Source organism: Singulisphaera sp. GP187, assembly GCF_900129635.1.
Lineage (GTDB): Bacteria > Planctomycetota > Planctomycetia > Isosphaerales > Isosphaeraceae > Singulisphaera.
On sequence record NZ_FSRB01000002.1, the window covers coordinates 1,087,726 to 1,109,020 of the forward strand.

Genomic DNA, 21,295 nt, shown 5'->3' on the forward strand with positions numbered 1-21,295 from the left:
GGAACGAGATCACGATATGATATTGAATAGTGGTGAGTTGATGATTTTTGTGTTTCCAGGGGCCTGCGCTCCTGGTTAGGAACGGTTGCCCCTCCGGGCCGCAAGATGCGGACTTATGCGTGTTCGACTTTGTGAATTTTTATGGAACGGATGCGTTTCGCAAGGGAGGATCGACCTGGTCCAGGGCCAGGTCGAATCCTCTCACTCTCGCGATATCGACCCACCGTGCGGCTCCCTCGCCGGAAGATCTTCAAGCCAAGAAGAAGCACCCCGAGGAACGGTTTCGGAGCAACGTCCCGAACGATAGCGCACAATGTGGCAAGTTGAGCTGTCAAGGAAGCGGTTGCTTGTTGTGCGGAATGTTCAGGGATGGGGGCATGAATAATCCGCTGTGGGGCGCGAAGAGCTTCGTGAATTGGAAAGCGGCCTGACGCCAACGGGTCGGAATGCACTGATACCGTAAAGCGGGGATCAGTCGCCACTTTGGATTGCGTTTGTCTCCACCCAAAGGTTTCAGGTTGCCCGAACTGCGGCGTTCAGGCTCTCTCGAGCCGGTTTTGTCCTCATCAAGAGCGGTATCAAGGAGTTGCGCGATGAATGGGATCGAGGAGCAGGACGACGGTGCCCAGGGGCCGGGCCGGCGGGGGCCGGTGCGGCGGGGTGCGGGCCCACCGCCACCTCGCCCCGGTCTTCCGCTTTGGAGTTTGGCGGTCCTTGGTCTGGTCAGTCTTGGACTGGGGGCGATCGTCTTCCTTTACAACGCCTGCAAGATCGAGGTGGGTACCGGGGAGCAGGCGGTCTTGATCCGTCGCGCCGGGCTCGACCTCGACCGGGATATGGAGCTGGCACCCCCCCGGAAAGACGGTAAGACGTATTACAAGGGGGTGCAGACCGAAGGACCGAATGGTGGCGTCCTCCTTGAGGGCCGCTACTTCTACAACCCGTTCTTCTGGTCGTGGGAGGTGATCCCCCAGTTCGTCGTCCCCAGCGATAAGATCGGCATCCGGGTCGCGCTCAGCGGTGACGACCTTCCCGAGGGGCAGATCCTCGCCGAGCCGGGGCAGAAGGGGATCCTCCGCGAGGTCCTCAAGCCGGGACGCTATCCTTACAACCCGTATGCACAGACGATCGAGCTCCACGACCTGGTGACCGTGCCCGCGGGCTTCCGGGGCGTCGTCACGCTCCTGTCCGGAACCCTGCCGAAGAATCCGAATATCTTTCTCGTCGAGGAGAACGAGCGAGGCGTGCAGGCCAAGACACTCGAACCCGGCACCTATCCGCTCAACCCGTACGAGACGCTCGTCAGCCTGGTCGATTGCCGCTCGAAGCGGTTCAACCTGGCGCAGGATACCGAGATGGACTTTCTCTCGGCCGACGGCTTCCCGATCACCCTTGATGGCGTTGTCGAGTTCCACGTCCGCCCCGAGCAAGTTGCCGAGGTTTTCGTGAAATACAACGAAGACAGGAATGGCGACGCGATCGACGAGGAGATCATCACCAAGATCATCACCCCCGAGAGTCGTTCGCTCTGCCGGATCGGCGGCTCGAAGCTCTCCGGCGGCGAGTTCATCAGCGGCGACGCGCGTGAGAAGTTTCAGCGTGATCTGGTCGAGAGCCTCACCGCGAATTGCAAGAAGCAAGGGATCGAGATCCTCGCCGTGGCGATCACCTCGATCAAACCTCCCCAGGAGATCGCTGAGCCGGTCCGGCTCCGCGAGGTCGCCAAGCAGCAGTTAGCGCAATATCAGCAGGAAAAGGTCCAGCAACTCTCCGAGGCGCAACTGCGGGTCCAGCAGGTCCTCGCCGAGCAGAAGAAGAAACTGGTCGAGGCCGAGCAAGGGGTGGTCGAGAAGACGACCCGGGCCGAACAGGACCAGCAAGTGGCCCTGACCCTGGCCGGACAGAAGCTTAAGGTTGCCGAGACGCAACTCGCGGCCGCCAAGGATCAAGCCTCGGCGATCACCGCCAAGGCGCAGGCTGAGGCCGACGTGATCCGGTTCAAAAACAAGGCCGAGCTCGCGGGCCTGTCCGCCCGCGTCGCGGCGTTCGACGGCGACGGCGGGGCCCTCGCCCGCAACATCATGATCGGCAAGCTGGCGCCCTCGTTCCAGACGATCCTATCGAACTCCGAAGGCCCACTGATGGATCTCTTCAGCCAGTTCACCCGCAACCCCGAGCCCGTCTCCCGTTCGTCGCCGCTCGCGGACGACCGGGCCGGCACGACCGCAGCGATCCGACCCGCGGCGACGGAATTGCCCCAACCCCCGTTCGCCGTCGAGGAGGCCCGGCCATGAATCGTCGCGAATACCAAGCGCTGGCGAAGGGGCTCGCGGTCCTCGCCCTGATCTTTGTCGTCGGCTATGTCGGCATCTGGCAATGGACGTTCTGCCGGGTCGAGGTCCCCCCAGGCTCAAGCCTGCTGCTCCGCTACAAGGGCCCCTGGCCGTTCGGCAACATGGAGCAGGTCGCCGAGGGGACGCTGGTGCAAACCGATTCCAGCGGCTACCCGCTCAAGGTGGGCGTCCTCGAGTCGATGCCCGGCCCGGGTCGGCATTTCTACTCACCTTTAGAGTATGAACAGAAGCTCGTTCCGGACCTGATCATCCCTCCTGGCAAGCTCGGTGTCGTGCTCGCAAAGTTCGGCAAGCCTCTGCCCGCGGGCACCTACCTGACCGACGCCCTGGGATATCGCGGGATCCGCCGCCGCGTGCTTACCCCGGGACGATACCGGATGAACGAATACGCCTATGCCGTTGACATTATCGACGTCGATGCCTGTGTGGAACCGAACACCCGGGTCAAGCGCAAGGCGGGCGACCCCACGCTGATCCCACCGGGGTACGTGGGCGTGGTCACGAACAAGATCGCCGACCCGCGGATGAAGCAGGTGCAGGGGATTCAGAAGGAGGTGCTCCAGCCCGGCATTTACTTCCTCAACCCGGTCGAGAAGCGGATTGACATCATCAGCGTCGGCTATGCTGAGACGTCCCTGACGGTCGAAGCCGCGAACTCGGCCACCGATATCACGAGCCCAATCGCGGTCGATCGCCAGGGCAAGCCGGTGCCCAAGGAACCGCTCTATGCCGTGGGCAAGGGGATCGAGTTCCCCTCCAATGACGGCTTTCTGATCCACCTCGACTTCACGGCGATCTGGGGGATCACCCCCGAGCAGGCGCCTGAGGTCGTGCGCCAGTTCGGCATGCTTGGGGACGTCGAACAGAAAGTGATCCTCCCCCAGATTGGCTCGATCTGCCGGCTCCATGGATCGAAACGGGGCGCGGTCGACCTGCTGGTCGGCGACACCCGCGAGGCGTTCCAGAACGAGACGTCGGAGGAGCTTGAGCGGGTGCTGGCCGCCAAAGGGCTCTCGCTCCTGTTCGGCCTGACCCGGCACATCTACGTCCCGGCCCAGGTTCGCGAGCCGATCCAGCGGGCGAAGATCGCCGACGAGCTGACCCGAACCCGCGACCAGGAACAGCTCACCGCCAAGACCGAGGCCGACCTGACCGAGGCCAAGGCGAAGGTTATGCTCGAAGAGCGGCGCACCATCGCCTCGACCACAAAGCTGGTGGCGGAGGTCGAGGCCGAGGGGGAAAAGAAGGCCAAGGAGATCGAGGCGACCACCGAGAAGTTGATCGCCGAGACCGATGCCAAGACCGCCGGATTCGCGGCGCAGACGACCACCACCCTCGGCCAGGCGGCCGCCAAGTCCATCGAGCTCGTCCGCGAGGCCGAGGCCGACCGCTTCCGCCTCTACGTCAAGGCGCTGGGCGGCCCCGACGCCTACAACCGCTACGTTTTCGCCGAAGGCCTGTCCGAAAAGCTCCGGCTCGGCATTTTCTACGCCGGCCCCGGCACCTTCTGGACCGACCTTAAGGGCTTCGAGCAAACCCTGCTCGGCAAGCTCGCCTCCGAGTCGCCGCCTCAGACCCACACCGATCGGCCCAAGCTCGCACCTATGGCCGGGCCGAGCCGGTAACCGCCTTTCGTCACTTGGGCCTTGGAGGGGGCATGGACCCTGTTCCCCTCCAAGGTCCGGCTTGGCACCAGGTGGGTTTATTGGGTGTATGTTGAATGGATTGGTGGCGAAGATCCCCTTCACGGACGCCCTTCGCGGTGGTTTCGTCGGTAGGCTCCGGGGGTCGAGCCGGTGGCTCCGCGGAACGCGGCGATCAGATATTCGACGTGCGAGAAGCCAGCGCGGTCGGCGATTGCCTGGAGCGGCAGTTCGGTCTCGATCAGCAGCCGTTTGACGCGTTCGAGGCGGACCGCGGCGATCGCGTCGTGGATCGTCTGGCCGATGGACGCCTGGAAGCGGCGGTGGAGCGAGCTCCGCGAGACGGCGACATGCTCGAGGACGTGCTCAATACGAATGCCGTCACACGCGTACTCGCGGATGAACCGCATCGAGTCGGCGACGATTGGGTCGGAAATCGCCATGACGTCGGTTGATTGCCGGGTCGCGACCCCGACGGGAGGAACGAGGCCTGGAGCCGTTGGTTTCCGCTCGCCCTTCATCAAGTGGTCCAGGAGCTTGGCCGCCTCGTAGCCGATCCGCCGGCAGTCCGGGATGACACTCGAGAGCGACGGGCGCGCCAACTCGCAGGCGAGGGTCTCGTTGTCGACGCCGATGACCGCCACCTCCTCGGGGACGGCGACGTTCGCGGCTCGGCAGGCGTCGAGCGCCTGGACGCCGCGAAAGTCGTTGCACGCCATCAAGCCCAGGGGTTTGGGACGGCTTGCGATCCACTGCGAGACCCGTTGGATCTCCTCCTCCCAAGCGGGGAGTTGGTGCCCCCAGGAGACGGATTGGGCCTGGAGGTATTCGTCGCAGGGGAACCCGGCGGCCCGCACGGTCGCGGAGAAGGCGTCGGACCGGAGCCGGGACCATTCGAACTGCGGGTACCCGAAAAAGGCGAAGCGGGTGAACCCGCGTCCCAGGAGATGCTCGGCGCCCATGACACCGATGGCGTGCTGATCGCTTCGGAGCGTCGGTAGGCCGGATCGCGGCGCCTGGTCGTCGAGGTCGATCGTCGGTATCCCGGTCTTCAGGATCAGCTCGGAGAATTGCGGGAACAGGGTGGTGATGATGCCGTCGCCGTTCCAATCGCCCAGCCATGGAGGCACGGGATCCTGGAGCGATCGGGGCTCGAAGAAGACGGTCCAGGGGCCGTTCTCCCGCACGTAGCTGACCATGCCGTGGAGGATTTCACGGCCGTAGGCCATCGACGTCTCGATGATGAACGCCACGCGAGGAGGACTGGGACGCGCCTTTCTCCGCATCACTGGAGGTCCCGATCCGGGTTTCCTATCCTCTCGGCGACTCGATGTCGAGCCCGAGAACCTAGCCGCGGCCAACCAAGGCCGTCGACTTCGCTTCCGCGACAAATGCTACATCGCCCCGAGAATCCCGTCCAGCGCCCGCGATTCGGGTCGACCTAAAGCGGAAGCATATTCCCTGGCGAAGGTGACTCGCGTACGCACACGCGGGCATGCCGAATCACCGCCGACTGGGAGGAGCCGTCTCCTGCTCATGGCCCCCTTCACCACGTCGGCAACGATTTCCCCCGTTCGTGATCGAGAATGACACCCGGCTGTCGGACGAGGGAGTCCGCGCCCTTCGGAAATCGAGCCCCCCATACGTCCTGTCACGCTCGGAAGCCAGCGACGAGCCCGCAATCGATGGATTCGCAAAATGCGGGGAATATAGCGGGGAATTTGTTGGTATCAAGAGGTTATTGGGATTAAAGGAATTGGATTCATTTCGTGAATGTGTCGGTCGTTTATGTGCCTGATTCGCGTTCGGTCGTCATCTGGGAGCGGGCCGCATGGCCGGTGACGACGGCTTGCATCGTTGTGACACAATTCCTTAGTTGCTTTTGCATAAAACCTCTGTAGGCGAACGAATCAATGGTTGGCTATTATGCAATATCCATGCGGTTTCCTTGCCAGTTGCCAGTTGCCAGTTGCCAGTTGCCAGTTGCCGGCTGCCTTGGATGCTGGCAGGTGCCCTCCCCTGCACTCCTCTTATCCCATTTACGAGGAACTCCGGCCAGTAAACCTCTCCATCACGTTCGTACGCACTTCATGTGAACTCTCCATCACGTTCGTTATGACTTCAATGAATCTGAGGAGGCTGATGATGCGACGGGAGAAAGGTTTTACCCTGATCGAGTTGCTGGTGGTCATCGCAATTATCGCCGTACTGATCGCGCTCCTGCTGCCGGCCGTGCAGAGCGCCCGCGAAGCGGCCCGCCGCGCCCAGTGCATCAACAACCTGAAGCAGTTGGGCCTGGGGGCCCAGAATTACATTTCCACGTACGAAGCCATGCCGATGCAGAGCAACTACAACACGTCGGAGTCGCAGGACCAGGGCTTCTCGTGGTCGTGGGCCGTGGCTCTCCTTCCGCAGATCGAGCAGGCGGCCCTGTTCAATTCGATGAACTTCTCCCAGGGGAACTACGGGTTGCAGATCACGACCGCCGGGTACACGCAACTGGCGGCCTTGCTCTGCCCCTCGGAGTCGATCGGCCAGCGGCCGGGTTATCCCTGGGGGACGTCCAGTTACGTGGGGAACTTCGGCGGCCCGGGGCAGATCATGGCTTACAGTGGGACGATCGTGCCCCCTAAAGACCTGTTGCTTAACGGCAGCATCGGCACCGTGGGCTGGGGCGGCGGCGCCGGGATCGTGCGGATCGCGTCGATCACCGACGGGACGTCAAACACCGCCGTCTTCAGCGAGCACTTGATCGGCCTCGGGATCTCGAACGAGCTCGCGACGATCACCCCAATCTCGCGGAACGCCAAGCGCGTGATCTTTCCCGGCACCAATTCGTCGGCGATCAACACGGGCGCCGCCGGCGCGATGGCGGCCGCCAAAGCGTGCATGAACTTGCCGGCCACGACCCTCGCCAACGCGACGGCCTCACCCTACCTGGGATACAACTGGCTGCTGGCCTACCCGACCCACGTCTGCCTCATGAATTACATGCACGTGGCGGCGCCGAACTCACTCCAGTGCGGCAACGCGAGTGACATCTCGTACGTCCAGTTCGTCGGTCCTACGGGCGCGGCGGCGGCCTCGAGCAATCACGCCGGGGGCGTGAACCTCGGGATGGCCGATGGCTCGGTCCGATTCATCAAGAACTCGATCGACCTGCCGACGTGGTGGGCGCTCGGGAGCCGGTCGGTCGGCGAAGTGGTCAGCGCCGACGCCTATTGACCCGTTGAGGTCGGGCGAACCGGGGCAAGGGTGCCCCGTCCGCCAGGCGCTCGTATCAGGACAACCCCTTGTATCGGCACGGCGGCTTCCCGGCACGAACGGACGAGGCGGGGCGACCGAGACTCTCGCCCGCCGGGAAGCTGAACCGACGACTTCGGCTTCGGCACCAAGCTCATGAGGCGGATCCATCCATGGGACGAACAACCAGGCGAACAATCAGTCTCTTTCTGGTGGGCTGGGTCTTTTGCGGTGCCGGCTGCGACTCGGAAGATAAGTTGGCCGGGACGCCGACGAACCTGCCCCCGAACTCGATGCCGCCGGCGCCCCCGCTGACGCAGTCTCCGGCCGACCTGGCCAAGACGGTCAAGGGAGGCTCGAGGAAGGGTCTGGCCAAGGCCCCGAAGGCGCCGCGACTGTGACCGCTCCCGTGGCGACCACCTTGGTCGGGAAGGTTCACAACAACGAGTCGGCTCGCGCCTGGACTTCGGCTTCGCGGCGCGGTCGACGGGGTTTTCCTCTTTTCTTATGAACGACGGACAGGCTTTGCGGTGCATCGTTGACTTGCGATGATCGTGAGCGCGGCGAATTCGCGGAGGCTACGACGGTGATGCTTCGGAACGGGTTACTGATCGCAATGGTGCTGATGTCGGCCGGTGTCGGTGTTTCCGGAAAAGCGGGCGAGCTCATGGCGGGCGCGGCCGCCGCAAACCTGACGGCCGACGACTCGCTGGTCATCGGCGGTGGGATCGGGCCGCATAAGTCCAACGGCCAGGAAGGCGAGTTGCGTGCGACGGCCTTGGTAATTCAGGATCCCCAGGGCGCGAAGGTTGCCCTGGTCGAGTGCGACGTCCTTATGGTCAATCGCGACGTGCTGGACCGTGCGGCCCACGCGATTGAGAAGGCGACGGGGGTGCCGTTCGACAACATCCTCATCAACGCGACCCACACCCACCACGCACCGACGACCGTGTCGATCCACGGCTACCGGCGCGAGGAGGCGTTCACGCAGCAGGTGGGCGACAAGGTCGTGGAAGCGGCCGTCGCCGCGCATCAGCGGCTCACCCCGGTGACGATGGACTTCCGACTTGGCGAGGAATCGTCGGTCGGGCGCAACAGCCGCCTCCTGCTCAGCAACGGCATGATCTATTGGACCGGCTCGCAGGAGGACTTCGTGCGGCCCACCGGCCCCTTCGATCCCGAGCTCCCGGTCTGGGCCTTTCGCCGCAAGGACGGTTCGGTCGAGGCGCTGATGTTCAACCACTCGACGCACACGATCGGGTCGAAGAAGCCCGGGGTTCGGTCGCCCGGCTTCTATGGGATGGCGGCGCAGGAGCTCGAGCCGGAGCTGGGCGGCACCGTTCTTTTTTTTGAAGGTGCCTCGGGCTCGACGCATAACTTGGACCTCAATGGCCCCGAAATGACCACGCGCATCAAGCAGGCCGTGCTCGGCGCCCTGGGCAAGGCCAAGCCTCGTCCGGTTGACGTGGTCCGGGGGATCCGAAAAGAGGTCGCCATCAAGGTTCGTGACTTTGACGATGCCGAGGACGACGCGGCCGTGGTGGCCTATGAGGCCCACAAGATCAAGGACCCCAAGATCGCCCAGTTCGTCGTCGATATCTTTCGCGACATGCGCAAGGAACTGATGCCGCTCAAGGGCCAGGAGCGGAAGACATGGGTCCAGGCGATCCGGATCGGCGACACCGCGGTCGTCGGCGTGCCCGCCGAGTTTTTCACGGTGCTCGGTCAGGACATCAAGCGGCGCTCGCCGTTCCGCTACACTTACGTCTTCGAGCTCGCCAACGACTACATCGGCTATGTCCCCGACCACAAGGGCCACGAGTTGGGTGGCTACCAGACCTGGACCGGCCTCCACAGTTTCGTTCCCCCGGGGACCGGCGAGATGATCGTCGACGAGGCGCTCTCGCTGCTCAAGACGCTGCACGACGAACCCCGATCCACGGCCCAGGCCCGCTGAGAGATCGGTTTCGAGGCGCGGGGGTGCGAGCCCCGCATCGTCGATGTACGCGCACTTTGCTACGATCCCAGGCGGGGATCGTAGGTTCTCCCTGCCTCCTCCTCCATTCCTGCTGAGGTCGAATCGATCTCTCACGCCCCATTGGCTCAACGAGCGATGTTTATGTCGTTAGAATTTCAGGCTGTGCGCCGTTCGTCTTGTTCGGCTTGGGGGATGCTCGGGGCTTTGGTTGCCCTCGTCTTAGTCGCCTTCGGCGGCGCTTCGTTGGCGGCCCCACCGGCCCCGAAACCGCTGTCGCCGGCTGAGGAGCGGACGACGTTCCGGCTGATCGACCCCAAGCTACGGATTGACCTGATCGCGTCCGAGCCGGCCGTTGCCAGCCCGGTGGCGATCGCCTGGGACGAAAACGGCCGGCTCTTCGTGGTCGAGATGACCGACTATCCCGCCGGGCCCCGGTCGGGCAAACTTCGGATGCTCGAGGACCTGGACCGCGATGGCCGTTACGAGGTCGACAGGACGTTTGCCGAGGGCCTGAACTTCCCCAGCGGCGTGCTTCCCTGGGCTGGCGGCGTGCTGGTCACGGCTGCTCCCGACATCCTGTTCCTCAAGGACAACGACGGTGACGGCGTCGCCGACGAGCGGCGGGTCGTCCTCACCGGTTTTGTCGAGGGTAACTCGCAGTTGCGCGTCAACGGCCTGACCTGGGGCGCTGACAACTGGGTCTACGCTGCCAACGGCCGGAGCGACGGCTCCGCGCAGCGGCCTGGAGAGCCCGCCGAGAAGGCGGTGCCGCTGCGGAGGCACGACTTCCGCTTCCGTCCCGAGACCGGCGAGGTCGAGGTCGTCTCCGGTTTCAGCCAGTTCGGCCTGCCGCGCGACGACTGGGGGCGGCGATACCCGTCGTGGAATACGATCCCGATCCGCCACGCCGTGATCGAGGAGGCCGTGCTTAGCCGCAACCCGTACCTAGCCGAGTCGGCGTCGGTCGCCGCGATTCTCGACCCCGCCGACGGCGGCCGTGTGTTTCCGATCAGCCCCGCGCCCACGACCTACAACCGCGAGTCGACCGCTTACTTCAACGCCACCTGCGGCCCGACGATTTATCGGGGCGACCTGATGGGCGACTCCTATCGAGGCAACGCTTTCGTCTGCGAGTCGCTGACGAACCTGGTCCAGCGTCGCGTCCTGGACGACCGTGGCACCACCTTTCTGGCCCGCCGCGTTGAGCCCGATCGCGAGTTCCTGGCCTCGACCGATCCCGCGTTCCGGCCGGTCAACCTGACGACCGGCCCCGACGGAGCACTCTACGTGGTCGACTTCTATCGCGAGATCGTCGAGCACCCGCAGTTCGTGCCCGAAGAGCTCCGGAAGTCGATCGAGTTCCGCCGCTGGAACAACCGGGGACGACTCTGGCGGATCGCGAACGACGACGTGAAGCACGACCCCTGCCCCCCCTTGGGAAAGGCGTCGACGGCCGAGTTGGTCGCGGCGCTGGAGGAGCCCAACGGCTGGCGCCGCGACACCGCCCAGCGGTTGATCGTCGAGCGGCACGACCGGGAGGCGATCCCGGCGCTCCGGAAGCGCGCCGAGGCCGGATCGACTCCGCTCGGGCGGATCCATGCCGTCTGGACCCTCGACGGCCTGGGCGGTCTCGAGGACGCGACCTTGGCCAAGGCCCTGAGCGACGCCAGCCCGGGCGTCCGCGAATGCGCCGCCAAGCTCGCCGCCCGCCGACCCGGCCTGGCCGACGCACTGGTGAAGGCGGCCGACGACCCGGAGCTTCGCGTTCGATTCCAGGTGGCGATCGCGCTGGGCGATCTGGACGATGGCCGCGCCCCCACGGCTCTGGCCAAGATCGCGGCGCGGGACGCCGACGACGACTGGGTGCGGCTGGCGGTCTTGAGCGGCCTCGGCGAGAAGGCCTGGCCGTTCCTGCACGCCCTGCTCGTCGCGGAGCCAGGCTGGCTCGCCGCGCCGACACTCGGACAAGGGCGCGTGTTGGCGTCGACCGCCGCCATCCTCGGAGCTCGGAATCGGCCCGAGGAGCTGCGATCCCTCGCGGCCCAGCTCACCCCTGCGCCCGGCGAGACGACCGTCGCCGGCCGGATCGCGCTCCTCGTCGGGCTGTCCGACGGGCTGGCTCGCGCGGGTCGGCCGTTGCACGAGCTGCTGAAGGCAGGGCCAGCCACAGAAGGGTACGAGGGGATCGCCGCTCTCCTCGACCGCGCGGCCAAGACGGTCGCGTCTGCCGAAGCATCTCCGGCCGACCGTGCCCAATCGCTGACGCTACTGGCCCGCTGCCGCCCCGAGGCCGCGGCGGTGGCCATCCCCGCCCTGCTCCACTCCGTCGAGGCCGACGTCCAGTCGGCCGCGGCGCGGGCCGTCGCCGAGGTCGGTTCGGCCGAACTGGCCGGCCAGATCCTCGATGAGTGGGCGTCGCTCCCGACGCGCTCCCGGCGCGAGGTGCTCACCGCCCTGACCAGCTCGGTCCGGCTTGCCGATCGACTCGTCACCGCGATCGAGGACGACGTCGTGTCCCTGACGGAGCTCGCCCCGGCCGACCGCGACGCCCTCCGCCTGACCCCCGACGCCGCGCTCCGCGGCCGGGTCGAGAAGCGGCTCGCCGCGTCGGCCCCGCAAGACCGGACAGCCGTGGTCAAGAAGTTTCAGCCGGTCCTCGACCTGACCGGCGACGCCCGTCGCGGCGGCGAGCTCTTCGCCAAGAACTGCCAGACCTGCCACCAGCGCCAGGGCCGAGGCTTCCGCGTCGGTCCCGACCTTTCCGGCGTCGCCGGCCGCCCTCCTTCGGCCTTGCTCAAGGACATGCTCGACCCCAACGCCGACGTCTCTCCCGATTTCTCCACCTATCTCGTTGTGACCCAGCGTGGTCAGACGCTCTCGGGACTCCTAGCCGAGGAGACGGCGTCGAGCCTCAAGCTGCGCGGGGCCGAGGGGGTCGAGCAATCTGTGCTTCGTTCCGAGATCGAAGTGTTGCGACCGAGCGGACGAACCCTGATGCCCGAAGGGCTTGAAGAGGCCCTCGGCATGCAGGGGCTGGCCGACCTGATCGCGTTCCTTAAGCAGCCGTGAGCAGGTTCGTCGCGGCACCGAAGGGGGAACCGTCAAATGCGAAAGGCTGGCTCTGCCGGTCGCTCTTCTGGGGCGGTTGGGTGCCTGGTGCCGGCTTGCACGCCTCATCCCGGTCCCCCGAATCGCCCTCTTTGGGTGCCTGGCCACCGACTCGCCCCATCTGTTCAACCGTTGGCTCACGCCTCCCAGCGGCCCGGGGCCGTTGGCCATCCACGCCGATCGGTTCGAAGTGTACGGTTACGCCCTACCCGATGGCGGCCATTTGGGCCGCCACCTGACGACGGCCGGTCCGCAGCAGTTCGGTGAGTACGATCAATTCGTGGGGCGGTTGCACGAGGCGGTCGTGGCCTGGCAGGAATTGGTTGCTGAGCGGGCCGCACTGATCGTGCTCAGAGAGGTCGTCGGAGGGCTCGTCACCGACGAGGAACTCAAGGCCTCCCTATCCTTGGTGCCGAATTGGCTCTCGGAGCGCTGAGCGCCGCTCTCCAGGAACTGTCGTGCACGAAAGGGCATCAGGTCCGGGACCCTTAGTTACCTGGCCACGATGGAACCCACATAATAGGATTCGATAGATGTTCAAGGTTCCCCGCTTTACCTTCTTTAGGTGCCTGGCCACGACGCTGCGCTCTGGCCACGACGCTGCGCGTCCTCATGTTCTCGCTCCTCCGCGTGGGTCAGAGTTAGGGTGGCCGACCTCTTGATTCAGGTGGGTCGCAATCCCTTTTCCTTAAGCAACTGATCGGCCCAAGCGGCCCGCTCTTTGTTGAGCGGAGGGACCGGGTCGGTCTTGTAATCGATGGCCATGTCGTACGCCGCGCGATCGTAAACGTGTTCCAGCACCGCTTGGAGATCGAGCCTGACCTCGGGATCTTCCGGCCGAAGTGGGATCGGAACCGAGGGCAATCGCTGCGAGAGGTCGATCTGCCACAGGAGCCCGCGGGGACGTCGCGTGGTCTCTGAAATATGAATGAAATAGTCGCATGCCGGTATGATTTCGCGAATGAAGAGGGGGATACCCCCACGGAGGAGATCGATCTCAACCCAATGGCTGGGTGAGTTCATGACCTCGCGCCGCTTCTGCTCGAAGCTCGTCCGCCCTCGAGAGCCGGCGACCTTGTTCGTCGGACTGAGGATTTCGATCACCGTCACGACAAGATGTTGCGCGCGATCGATGATTTCCAACCTCGCCTCGTGAATCTCTTCCTCAATCAAGGTGGTGACGACAATCGGTTCCGCCACATTGAGGGCGAGACCGCGCGTGGGGGCACTTGCCGATCCCTCCTGGCCGGGTCGACCTGCGATTCGAAGCTCGGGAATGAGCCCAGCGCGGCCAGGATCGTTCTCATCGGAAATATAGACACGTTCTTCGACGCGAACGTGATATTTCGGCCGGAGCTGCCGATTCAACGTGGCCTGGATTTCGGAGATCAGGCCGTGATGCACGTCGAGCCAAAGCCTCGACTCCTCGAGATAAGGATCCAAGCCCGGAAATAGCGATGGCATTGCGAGAGGCTCCCGAGCAAGCGAGGAGGCCGACGGGTGAGAAGTTGTCCTCTCAATAGAGGCTACCTGGTCACGACGCCCCGGGGCATACTGGCTTCCCAAAGCCGGCGCAAGCCACTAGACTGACCGGAAGCGACGCTCGCGCACCAACCATCGAAGAATCTAGGGTCCACCCACAATGGCGACGGCAGCCGAAGAGCAGCGGGCGGTCATCCTCCGGGGCGAGGACAACGTGGCGGTGGCCGCCCGGCCGATCCCCAAGGGATTCGTCATTGCGGTCGGCGGCCGCGCGGTCGAGGTCCGCGAACCGATCGCGCTGGGGCATAAGGTGGCGCTCTTACCGATCGAGACCGGGCAGCCGGTCCGGAAGTACGGGCAGATCATCGGGTTCGCCTCGAAGCCGATCGCCGCCGGGGCCTGGATCCACGTTCACAACGTCACCGCCGAACTCTTCGACCGCGACTACGCCTACGCGTCGGAACAGGCGCCTCCGCTCCCCACGATGGTGCCGAGGACGTTTCAAGGGTTCCTCCGACCCGACGGACGGGTGGGCACGCGGAACTATCTCGCCGTGATCAGCACGGTCAATTGTTCGGCGAGCACCTCACGCTACATCGCCGAGCGGTTTCGGGGCGACGACTGGCGGAAGGATTATCCCAACGTCGACGGCGTGTTTGCAGTGACCCACAAAGGGGGATGCGCCATCCCGTTCGGTGGACCCGACCACAACACGCTCGAACGCGTGCTCGCCGGGTTTGCCAACCACCCCAACGTGGCCGCTTATGTGATCGTCGGCCTCGGGTGCGAGGTGAGCTATGCACAACACCTGGTCGAGACCCAGGATCTCGTCACTCTGGGTGGGGTCAGGAAGAGCGGTCGCCAAGTCGAGCCGGTGCGTCCTCGGGTGCTGAATATCCAGGAGCAAGGGGGGATCAACAAGACGGTCGAGGCGGCCGTCGCGGCGGTCCACCAGTTGCTCCCCGAGGCGAACGAGTGGGCACGCACCGAGCAGCCCGCCTCCAAGATCAGCCTGGCGATGGAGTGTGGCGGCTCGGATGGCAACTCCGGGGTTACGGCCAACCCCGCGCTGGGGGTCGCCGCCGACCTGATCGTCGCTCAAGGGGGGACCGCGATCCTCGGCGAAACCCCCGAGATCTATGGCGCAGAGCATTTGCTCACCCGCCGCGCCGTGAGTCGCGCGGTGGGCGAGAAGCTGGTCGCGCGGATCAAGTGGTGGGAGGATTACACCCGCCTCTTCGGCGCGGAGATCAACAACAACCCGTCGCCCGGCAATAAGGCGGGGGGCCTGACGACGATTTACGAGAAGTCGCTGGGGGCGCTGGCCAAGGCCGGCTCGACCCCCTTGGTCGACGTCGTCGAGTATGCCGAGCGTGTCGACACCCCCGGGCTCGTGTTCATGGATACGCCCGGCTACGACCCGCCCTGCACGACCGGCCTGGTTGCCGGTGGCGCCAACGTCCTGGTCTTCACGACCGGGCGGGGGAGCGTGCTCGGCTTGAAGCCGACCCCGTGCATCAAGGTGGCGACGAACACGCCGATTTTCGACCGGATGAGCGACGACATGGACCTCAACGCCGGGACGATTCTCGAAGGGGAGTCGGTCGAGAGCGTGGGTCGGCGGCTCTTCGAGATGATCCTCGACTCCGCGAGCGGGGCGAAGACGAAAAGCGAACAGCAAGGCGTCGGCGAGGAGGAGTTCGCCCCTTGGCACATCGGGCCGACCCTCTGAAATTCATGCGTGGCTCCGGCCTCGTCGCGGCGGTTTTTGCCCTGGCGGTTCTCGAATTGGCCTGGCTCGGCTGGTTCCTGGTCGAGCCCTTGCCGAACGCGGGGAACGTCGGTGGGACGGTGCGCCGTTGGATGTTCCTGGCGCGCGCGCTGCCGCAAGTGGTGCCGGGCGTTCGCTTCGATCAATCGTATCTCGGCATGGCGCTCGACGAGCTCGGCCATTTCGAGAACCTGCCCCAACGCGTTCCGATCGCGCTGGCCGCCGCGCTCATCGCCGGGGGAGCTCTGGCCCTGGGCCAGGGGGTGCTCCGGGCGCTTCGACTCCATCGCCTACTCCGCCCGATCGAGCGGCTTCCGCTCGCTTACGGCTTGGGGACGACCGGACTTGGTCTGATCACGCTCATCCTCGGTCGGTTCGGAGCGCTCGCCCCCTGGCCGATCCGGCTCGGGCTCGGCGCCTTGATCGCGGTGGAGCTGAGCTTGAGCCTCCGCGATTCGCGAGCGAATCCAGGACGCAACGCTCCATCGGGCACGTCGCGCCTGGCGCCCGCGCCGTCATCCGGACTGCCCGCGCTGATTGGGCTCAGCCTGTTCGCGATCGGTCCGTTCTTGGTGATGATGGCGCTGGGGGCGATGTTGCCGACGATCGATTTCGACGCGATCGAGTATCACCTCCAAGGTCCCAAGGAATATTTTCAGGCGGGTCAAATTCGCTTCCTGGCCCATAACGTTTATACGAGCATGCCGTTCAGTGTGGAGATGCTCCACCTGCTGGGCATGGAGGTGTTGGGCGACTGGTGGCGAGGCGCATTGGCCGGGCAGTTGCTGATCGCGGCCTATGCACCGGCCGCGGCGGTGCTGATCGCCCTGACGGCCGGGCGGCTGGCGTCGCCACGCGCTGCGGTCATGGCCGCGGTCGTTTATCTGACAACCCCCTGGATCTACCGGCTCGGGGTCTTGCCCTATGTGGAAGGTCCGCTCTGCTACTACCACGCCGCGCTCGTCTGGTCGACCGCCCGGGTTTGGTCCGTCGCCGACCCGAGCGTCCGGGCCCGGTTCTGGGTCGTGCTGGGAGGACTCGCGGGGGGAGCGATGGCCTGCAAATACCCGGGCCTGATCTCCGCGGTCTTGCCGTTCGGGGCCGTCGCCCTGGTGGAGGCACTTCGACGCCGGTCCTGGCCGATCGTCGCCGGCTTCGTGCTCGGCTGGGCGATCGTAATGACGCCGTGGTTGGCCAAGAACCTTGTCGATACGGGCAACCCGGTCTACCCCCTGGCCAACCGCGTGTTCGGCGGCCGGTACTGGGATCAGGCCCGCGAGGCGAAGTGGAACCACGCGCACGGGCCCAAAGACGTCCAACTCCAGGCGCTCTGGGATTCGATCGTCGACGTGGCCGGTCGGTCGGACTGGCAGTCCCCGCTTTACGTCGCGTTGGCCCCCCTGACACTGCTGCGCCGGGGTTCCCGACGATCGGCTCTGGCACTCTGGGGCTATGTCCTCTACCTGTTCGCAACCTGGTGGCTGCTCACTCACCGGCTCGATCGGTTCTGGCTCCCCCTGCTCGCTCCACTGGCCGTCCTGGCCGGACTAGGCGCGGATTGGATCCGGAGCCGGGTCTGGTCGGTCCTCCTCGGCCTGCTTCTTTTCGTTGCGATCGTCACGAACATGGCTTACTCGTCGACGGCCTTGACCGGCTTCAACGAGTGGACCGGCAACTTGCTGGTTCTCCGTCGGTCGATTCCGGAGATGCTCAACCCGCCGCTGACCCGGCTCGACGCCGCACTGCCGCCCGACGCGAGGGTCCTCTTGGTCGGCCAGGCGGCGGTCTTCCATTTCCGGCACCCGATCGTCTACAACACGGTCTTTGACAACGAGACGATCGAGACCCTGACCCGCGGCCAGACTCCCGACGAGGTGGCCGCGACGTTTGAAAAAGGTGGCATCACCCACGTGTATGTCGACTGGTTTGAGATCGAGCGGTATCGATCGCCGGGCAACTATGGGTTCACGCCCTACGTCACGCCCGAGCTCTTCGCCGGCCTGGTCGCCGCGGGGGTGCTGGACGAGCCGGAACCGATGGGCAGTCGCCAGCAACTCTTCAAGGTTCGGGTTCGAAACACAGGGAGTTGACGCATGGACGCACTCACGATCGTGACCGGTGGCGCGGGGTTCATCGGGAGCCACCTGGTGGATCGGCTGGTGGGCCTCGGCCGACGCGTCCGCGTGGTCGAACGGCCCGGCGCCGACGCCGCGCATCTGCCGGCTGCCGTGGAGCTGGTCCGGGCCGACATTCGCGATCGAGCGGCCGTGGCCGAAGCCTTGCGCGGCGGCCGATGGGTCTACCACCTGGCGGCGAACCCGAATCTCTGGGTTCGCGACCGCGCCGAGTTCAGCGCGGTGAACCATCAAGGGACCATCCACGTTCTCGATGCCGCGCTGGCGAGCGGGGCCGAACGGGTCTTGCACACGAGCACCGAGAGCATCCTGACCTGTACCCGGGCGACCGGCCCGATCGGTGATGAGGTGCAAGTGCAACTCTCGGACGCCGTCGGTCCCTACTGCCGGTCGAAGCTCCTGGCCGAGAACGAGGCGATGGCCCGCGCCCGAGCGGGCCAGCCGGTCGTCATCGCCAACCCGACGATGCCGGTCGGCCCGGGCGACCGCGGCCTGTCGCCCCCGACGCGCCTGATTCGCGACTTTTGCCGGCGGAAGCTCCCCGCGCGGATGGATTGCACCTTGAACTTGATCGACGTTCGCGACGTGGCCGAGGGCCTCATCCTCACGATGGAACGAGGCGAGCCCGGCCGCCGCTACCTGCTCGGGGGCGAAAACCTCACGCTCGTCGGCCTGCTCGGGATCTTGTCCGAGCAGACGGGGGTTCCCGTTCCGCGGTGGCGGGTCCCCTACCCTCTCGGACTGGCCGTCGCCCACCTCAGCGAGTTTTGGGCCGACTACGTCTCGGGGCGGACTCCCAAGGCGACCGTCACCGGCGTCAAATTAACCCAACGCACCATGCACTTCGACGCGTCGCGAAGTCTTGCCGCCCTGGGGCTGAAGCCACGACCGGTCCGCGAGTCGCTGGCCGACTCCGTGGCCTGGCTCCGCCAGGATGGCCAGATCGAAGCGGGGCCGGGAGACAGGTTAAAAACCTCAGGCTCCACAAGCCACCACCGTTCCCCAGCGAGTTCGACCGAGGAGCCAGTGAGGGGATGAGCGGGGCGTGATTTTGATCCCGTGGCGCCGATTGCGGATTTCGGGTGCGAGCCGCGATGCATGGAGGGCGGCCATAGGCTATCCTTTTGACAAGAGAAACGCCGTATTTCGGGAATCTCGTGAGTTTTCTAACGATTTCGTCCTGGCGTCGTCGGCCGCCTCCACTATAATGATGGATGTTTGTGGAACGGCCTCACGGGCGATAAAATCCTAGCGTTGCCAATGGCTTCGGTCTCAGGACTCGAACATGCCCGCACGCCTGGTGGCACTTGATGAAGGAAGTGACATCCCTCTCGACCGGACCATGGTCGTTGTGGGGCGTCACCCCCAGTGTGATGCGCGACTGGATTCGCTGCGGATTTCCCGTCACCATTGCTGCATGACCCAAGACAATGGTGATGTGGTCGTGCGGGACCTGGGAAGTACCAACGGCATCCGGATCAACGGTCAGCGCGTGGAGTTGGGGAGACTGCGTCCGGGCGACGAACTCTCCATCGCGCATATCCGCTATCGTTTCGACGGCGGTCAGGCTCATGACCTGACCTTGGTGGATGGGAACAGCCTTGCCGACGTCCCCCACGAGATTGTTGGCTCGCTCTCTCCCCTGGCCGAGTCGTCCGAAGAAGCCCCATTGGAACCGAGGCCGTTCGCGGAGCCGACTCCCGAAGAGAACCCGCTGGCACGCGCGGTGCGCGGGCTGCTCCCGGCAGGAGTCGCTGACCGTTGCCGAATTCAGGTGATTGTCCAGATGCGTGATGATGCGGCCGTGGCGGAGAAACTCGACGCATGTCGTCCCAACTCGTCCCCATGACCCCGGGGACTTTTCCGGCGATCCCCCTCCAGCGTCCCATCTTGCTCATTGGCCGGCATCCCGAGTGCGACGTCCGGCTCGATTTGCCCAAGATCTCGAGACGGCACTGCTGCGTTGCGCTCGCTTACGACCGGGTGATGATCCGCGACCTGGGGAGTCGAAACGGTCTCCGCGTGAACGGACGACTGATCGAAGAAGCGCAGCTCCATCCCGGTGACGAGGTGGCCATCGGGCCCATTCTCTACCGCGTGGAGAGTTTGATCGCGCCCCCGCAGTCACCCGTCCCCGCCCCGGCACCTCGTCCTGCCGTGAAAGTTGCCAAATCACCAAAACCTTCGAGTCTCCCTTCCTTGCCGACTCCGGTGAACGACGCCGATAGCGACTTGATTCCCCTCGACTTCTGATTCTGAGTCCTCTGTTCTTGTCGATCGCTCGCCTTTCAGGCGAGCGAAATTTTTATTGATTCGATAAGTCGCGCCGGATTGGCTTCATTTTTTCATGTAGTCCGTAGGTGAGGCGTGCTAAGTTCCCTAGGATTACTGGAAGAATCCGTGGCTGCATGCGCGTCTCTGTTCGACTCACTCGACACGTTCAGGGGTGACCGAATCCGGGCGCCCGTGAAGGAGGTTCTCGATGTTCCGAGGTTTCCGATTGGCTTTCGCCTTGGTTGTCGTCGCGACGGCCTCGGCTGGACAAGCCCATGCCCAGTATTACGGTGGGTACGGCGGATATGGCTGGGGAGGGTGGGGAGGCGAAACCCCGCAGGGGAGTATTGCCCGCGGCCTTGGCTTCTATAACATCGGCGCGGGGATCTATAACCAGGACACCGCGGTCGCCAACTCGATCAATGCCGACACCATCATGCGATGGAATCAGTATGTCTGGTTGGGGCAGCAAGAGGCGAACAAGCGCGAGTACATCCGCAGGGCACGTCGGGAGCAGCGCGACAGCAAGTCGGGCGATGCGATTTACAAGCGACTGCTCGAATCTCCGAGCGCTGGCGACATTTCCAATGGTGACGCGCTGAATGTGATCCTCGGCCAGATCACCGACCCGCGCATTCACAGCTCAGCGCTCCGCCTTGCGACGCAACCGCTCGAGAGCGACGTGATCAACGACATTCCGTTCCAGAACGCGTCGGAAGGGATCACGCTCAGTCTCAATCAACTGACCGCCCAGGAAGGCTGGCCCCTGGCCCTTCAAGGGGACGCTTTTGCCGAGGAACGTGCCGGTTACCAGGCGGCGATCGCCGACGCTTTGAAGGAAGACGAAGAGGGGGAAATCTCGCCAGCCACCCTGGCCAAAGTTCGCGCCGCGGCCTCGCGGATCCGTGCGAAGTTCGAGGCCAATCGTCCCAATGATCCTAAGACGATGGTCGAGGGTGAGAACTACGTGAAGGCCCTCGCCGGCATGGCTCGGATGCTGGAGAGTCCGCAAACCGAACAGGTGCTGGCCAAACTCAAGGACGTCAAGAAGACCACCCTGGGCAACCTGCTCGGCTTCATGCACACGTACAACCTGCGGTTCGGACCGGCGAAGACCCCATCGCAACGCGCCGTCTACCAGGGACTCTACCCCTTGATGGCGGCCCAGCGCGACACGCTCTTGAAGGACGCCAAGCTCGACCAAGGAGAGCTGGCCGCGGCGAAAAACCGGCCGACCGACTTCTTCTCGGGCATGCATCTCGACTATCTTGCTCCCAAGGTCAATCAAGACGAGAAGAAGTAATCAT

Annotated in this window: 15 protein-coding genes; 13 read left to right on the forward strand and 2 right to left on the reverse strand. The window is 64.7% G+C overall.

Features of this window, described 5'->3' with window-relative positions; all coding sequences use genetic code 11:
• The first annotated feature begins 593 nt into the window (after positions 1–593).
• Both BUS42_RS28780 and BUS42_RS28785 read left to right on the forward strand, forming a co-directional pair.
• On the forward strand, positions 594–2,294 hold the full coding sequence (locus BUS42_RS28780; protein WP_074312784.1) for an SPFH domain-containing protein: 1,701 nt from the start codon (positions 594–596) through the stop codon (positions 2,292–2,294).
• Positions 2,291–3,979 (forward strand): SPFH domain-containing protein, encoded by a 1,689-nt coding sequence (locus BUS42_RS28785; RefSeq protein ID WP_074312786.1) that lies wholly within the window; start codon positions 2,291–2,293, stop codon positions 3,977–3,979. The genes BUS42_RS28780 and BUS42_RS28785 overlap by 4 nt, the downstream gene beginning before the upstream one ends.
• 119 nt (positions 3,980–4,098) lie before the next feature.
• On the opposite strand, the gene BUS42_RS28790 is transcribed toward BUS42_RS28785, so the two are convergent.
• On the reverse strand, positions 4,099–5,283 hold the full coding sequence (locus tag BUS42_RS28790; RefSeq protein WP_074312788.1) for a XylR family transcriptional regulator: 1,185 nt from the start codon (positions 5,281–5,283) through the stop codon (positions 4,099–4,101).
• Positions 5,284–6,139: 856 nt separating this feature from the next.
• On the opposite strand from BUS42_RS28790, the gene BUS42_RS28795 reads away from it, so the two are divergent.
• The 5 genes from BUS42_RS28795 to BUS42_RS28815 all read left to right on the forward strand — a co-directional run bounded on the left by BUS42_RS28795 (position 6,140) and on the right by BUS42_RS28815 (position 12,762).
• Positions 6,140–7,222, forward strand: a complete 1,083-nt coding sequence (locus tag BUS42_RS28795) for a DUF1559 family PulG-like putative transporter (RefSeq protein ID WP_410001720.1) — start codon at positions 6,140–6,142, stop codon at positions 7,220–7,222.
• Positions 7,223–7,413: 191 nt separating this feature from the next.
• A complete protein-coding gene (locus BUS42_RS28800) occupies positions 7,414–7,641 on the forward strand; it encodes a hypothetical protein (protein ID WP_074315446.1) in 228 nt (75 codons plus the stop codon).
• A gap of 188 nt (positions 7,642–7,829) precedes the next feature.
• Positions 7,830–9,197 carry a hypothetical protein gene (locus tag BUS42_RS28805; protein WP_254054019.1) on the forward strand — a complete coding sequence of 456 codons (1,368 nt, stop codon included), beginning with the start codon at positions 7,830–7,832 and terminating at the stop codon, positions 9,195–9,197.
• A 162-nt stretch (positions 9,198–9,359) separates the two neighbouring features.
• Positions 9,360–12,287 (forward strand): PVC-type heme-binding CxxCH protein, encoded by a 2,928-nt coding sequence (locus tag BUS42_RS28810; protein ID WP_159452309.1) that lies wholly within the window; start codon positions 9,360–9,362, stop codon positions 12,285–12,287.
• Positions 12,288–12,363: 76 nt separating this feature from the next.
• Positions 12,364–12,762: a hypothetical protein gene (locus BUS42_RS28815; RefSeq protein ID WP_074312796.1), complete on the forward strand. Its 399-nt coding sequence runs from the start codon at positions 12,364–12,366 to the stop codon at positions 12,760–12,762.
• Positions 12,763–12,989: 227 nt separating this feature from the next.
• Here the strand turns inward: BUS42_RS28815 and BUS42_RS28820 are convergent, their stop codons facing one another.
• Positions 12,990–13,790, reverse strand: coding sequence for a DUF4058 family protein (locus BUS42_RS28820; RefSeq protein WP_074312798.1), 801 nt, complete (start codon positions 13,788–13,790; stop codon positions 12,990–12,992).
• Between the two features lie 178 nt (positions 13,791–13,968).
• Here BUS42_RS28820 and BUS42_RS28825 point away from each other — a divergent pair, with 178 nt between their 5' ends.
• The 6 genes from BUS42_RS28825 (at position 13,969) to BUS42_RS28850 (ending at position 21,291) form a co-directional block, all read left to right on the forward strand.
• Positions 13,969–15,540: a UxaA family hydrolase gene (locus tag BUS42_RS28825; protein ID WP_074312800.1), complete on the forward strand. Its 1,572-nt coding sequence runs from the start codon at positions 13,969–13,971 to the stop codon at positions 15,538–15,540.
• Positions 15,516–17,669 (forward strand): hypothetical protein, encoded by a 2,154-nt coding sequence (locus BUS42_RS28830; protein ID WP_074312801.1) that lies wholly within the window; start codon positions 15,516–15,518, stop codon positions 17,667–17,669. Before BUS42_RS28825 ends, BUS42_RS28830 begins: the two co-directional genes overlap by 25 nt.
• Positions 17,670–17,672: 3 nt before the next feature.
• Entirely contained in the window at positions 17,673–18,752 is a 1,080-nt protein-coding gene (locus BUS42_RS28835; RefSeq protein ID WP_074312803.1) for an NAD-dependent epimerase/dehydratase family protein, read from the forward strand.
• Positions 18,753–18,999: 247 nt separating this feature from the next.
• Positions 19,000–19,563, forward strand: a complete 564-nt coding sequence (locus BUS42_RS28840) for an FHA domain-containing protein (RefSeq protein ID WP_074312813.1) — start codon at positions 19,000–19,002, stop codon at positions 19,561–19,563.
• Positions 19,539–19,967: an FHA domain-containing protein gene (locus BUS42_RS28845; RefSeq protein WP_074312815.1), complete on the forward strand. Its 429-nt coding sequence runs from the start codon at positions 19,539–19,541 to the stop codon at positions 19,965–19,967. The genes BUS42_RS28840 and BUS42_RS28845 overlap by 25 nt, the downstream gene beginning before the upstream one ends.
• A gap of 229 nt (positions 19,968–20,196) precedes the next feature.
• Entirely contained in the window at positions 20,197–21,291 is a 1,095-nt protein-coding gene (locus BUS42_RS28850; protein ID WP_074312817.1) for a hypothetical protein, read from the forward strand.
• The last annotated feature ends 4 nt before the right edge of the window (positions 21,292–21,295 follow it).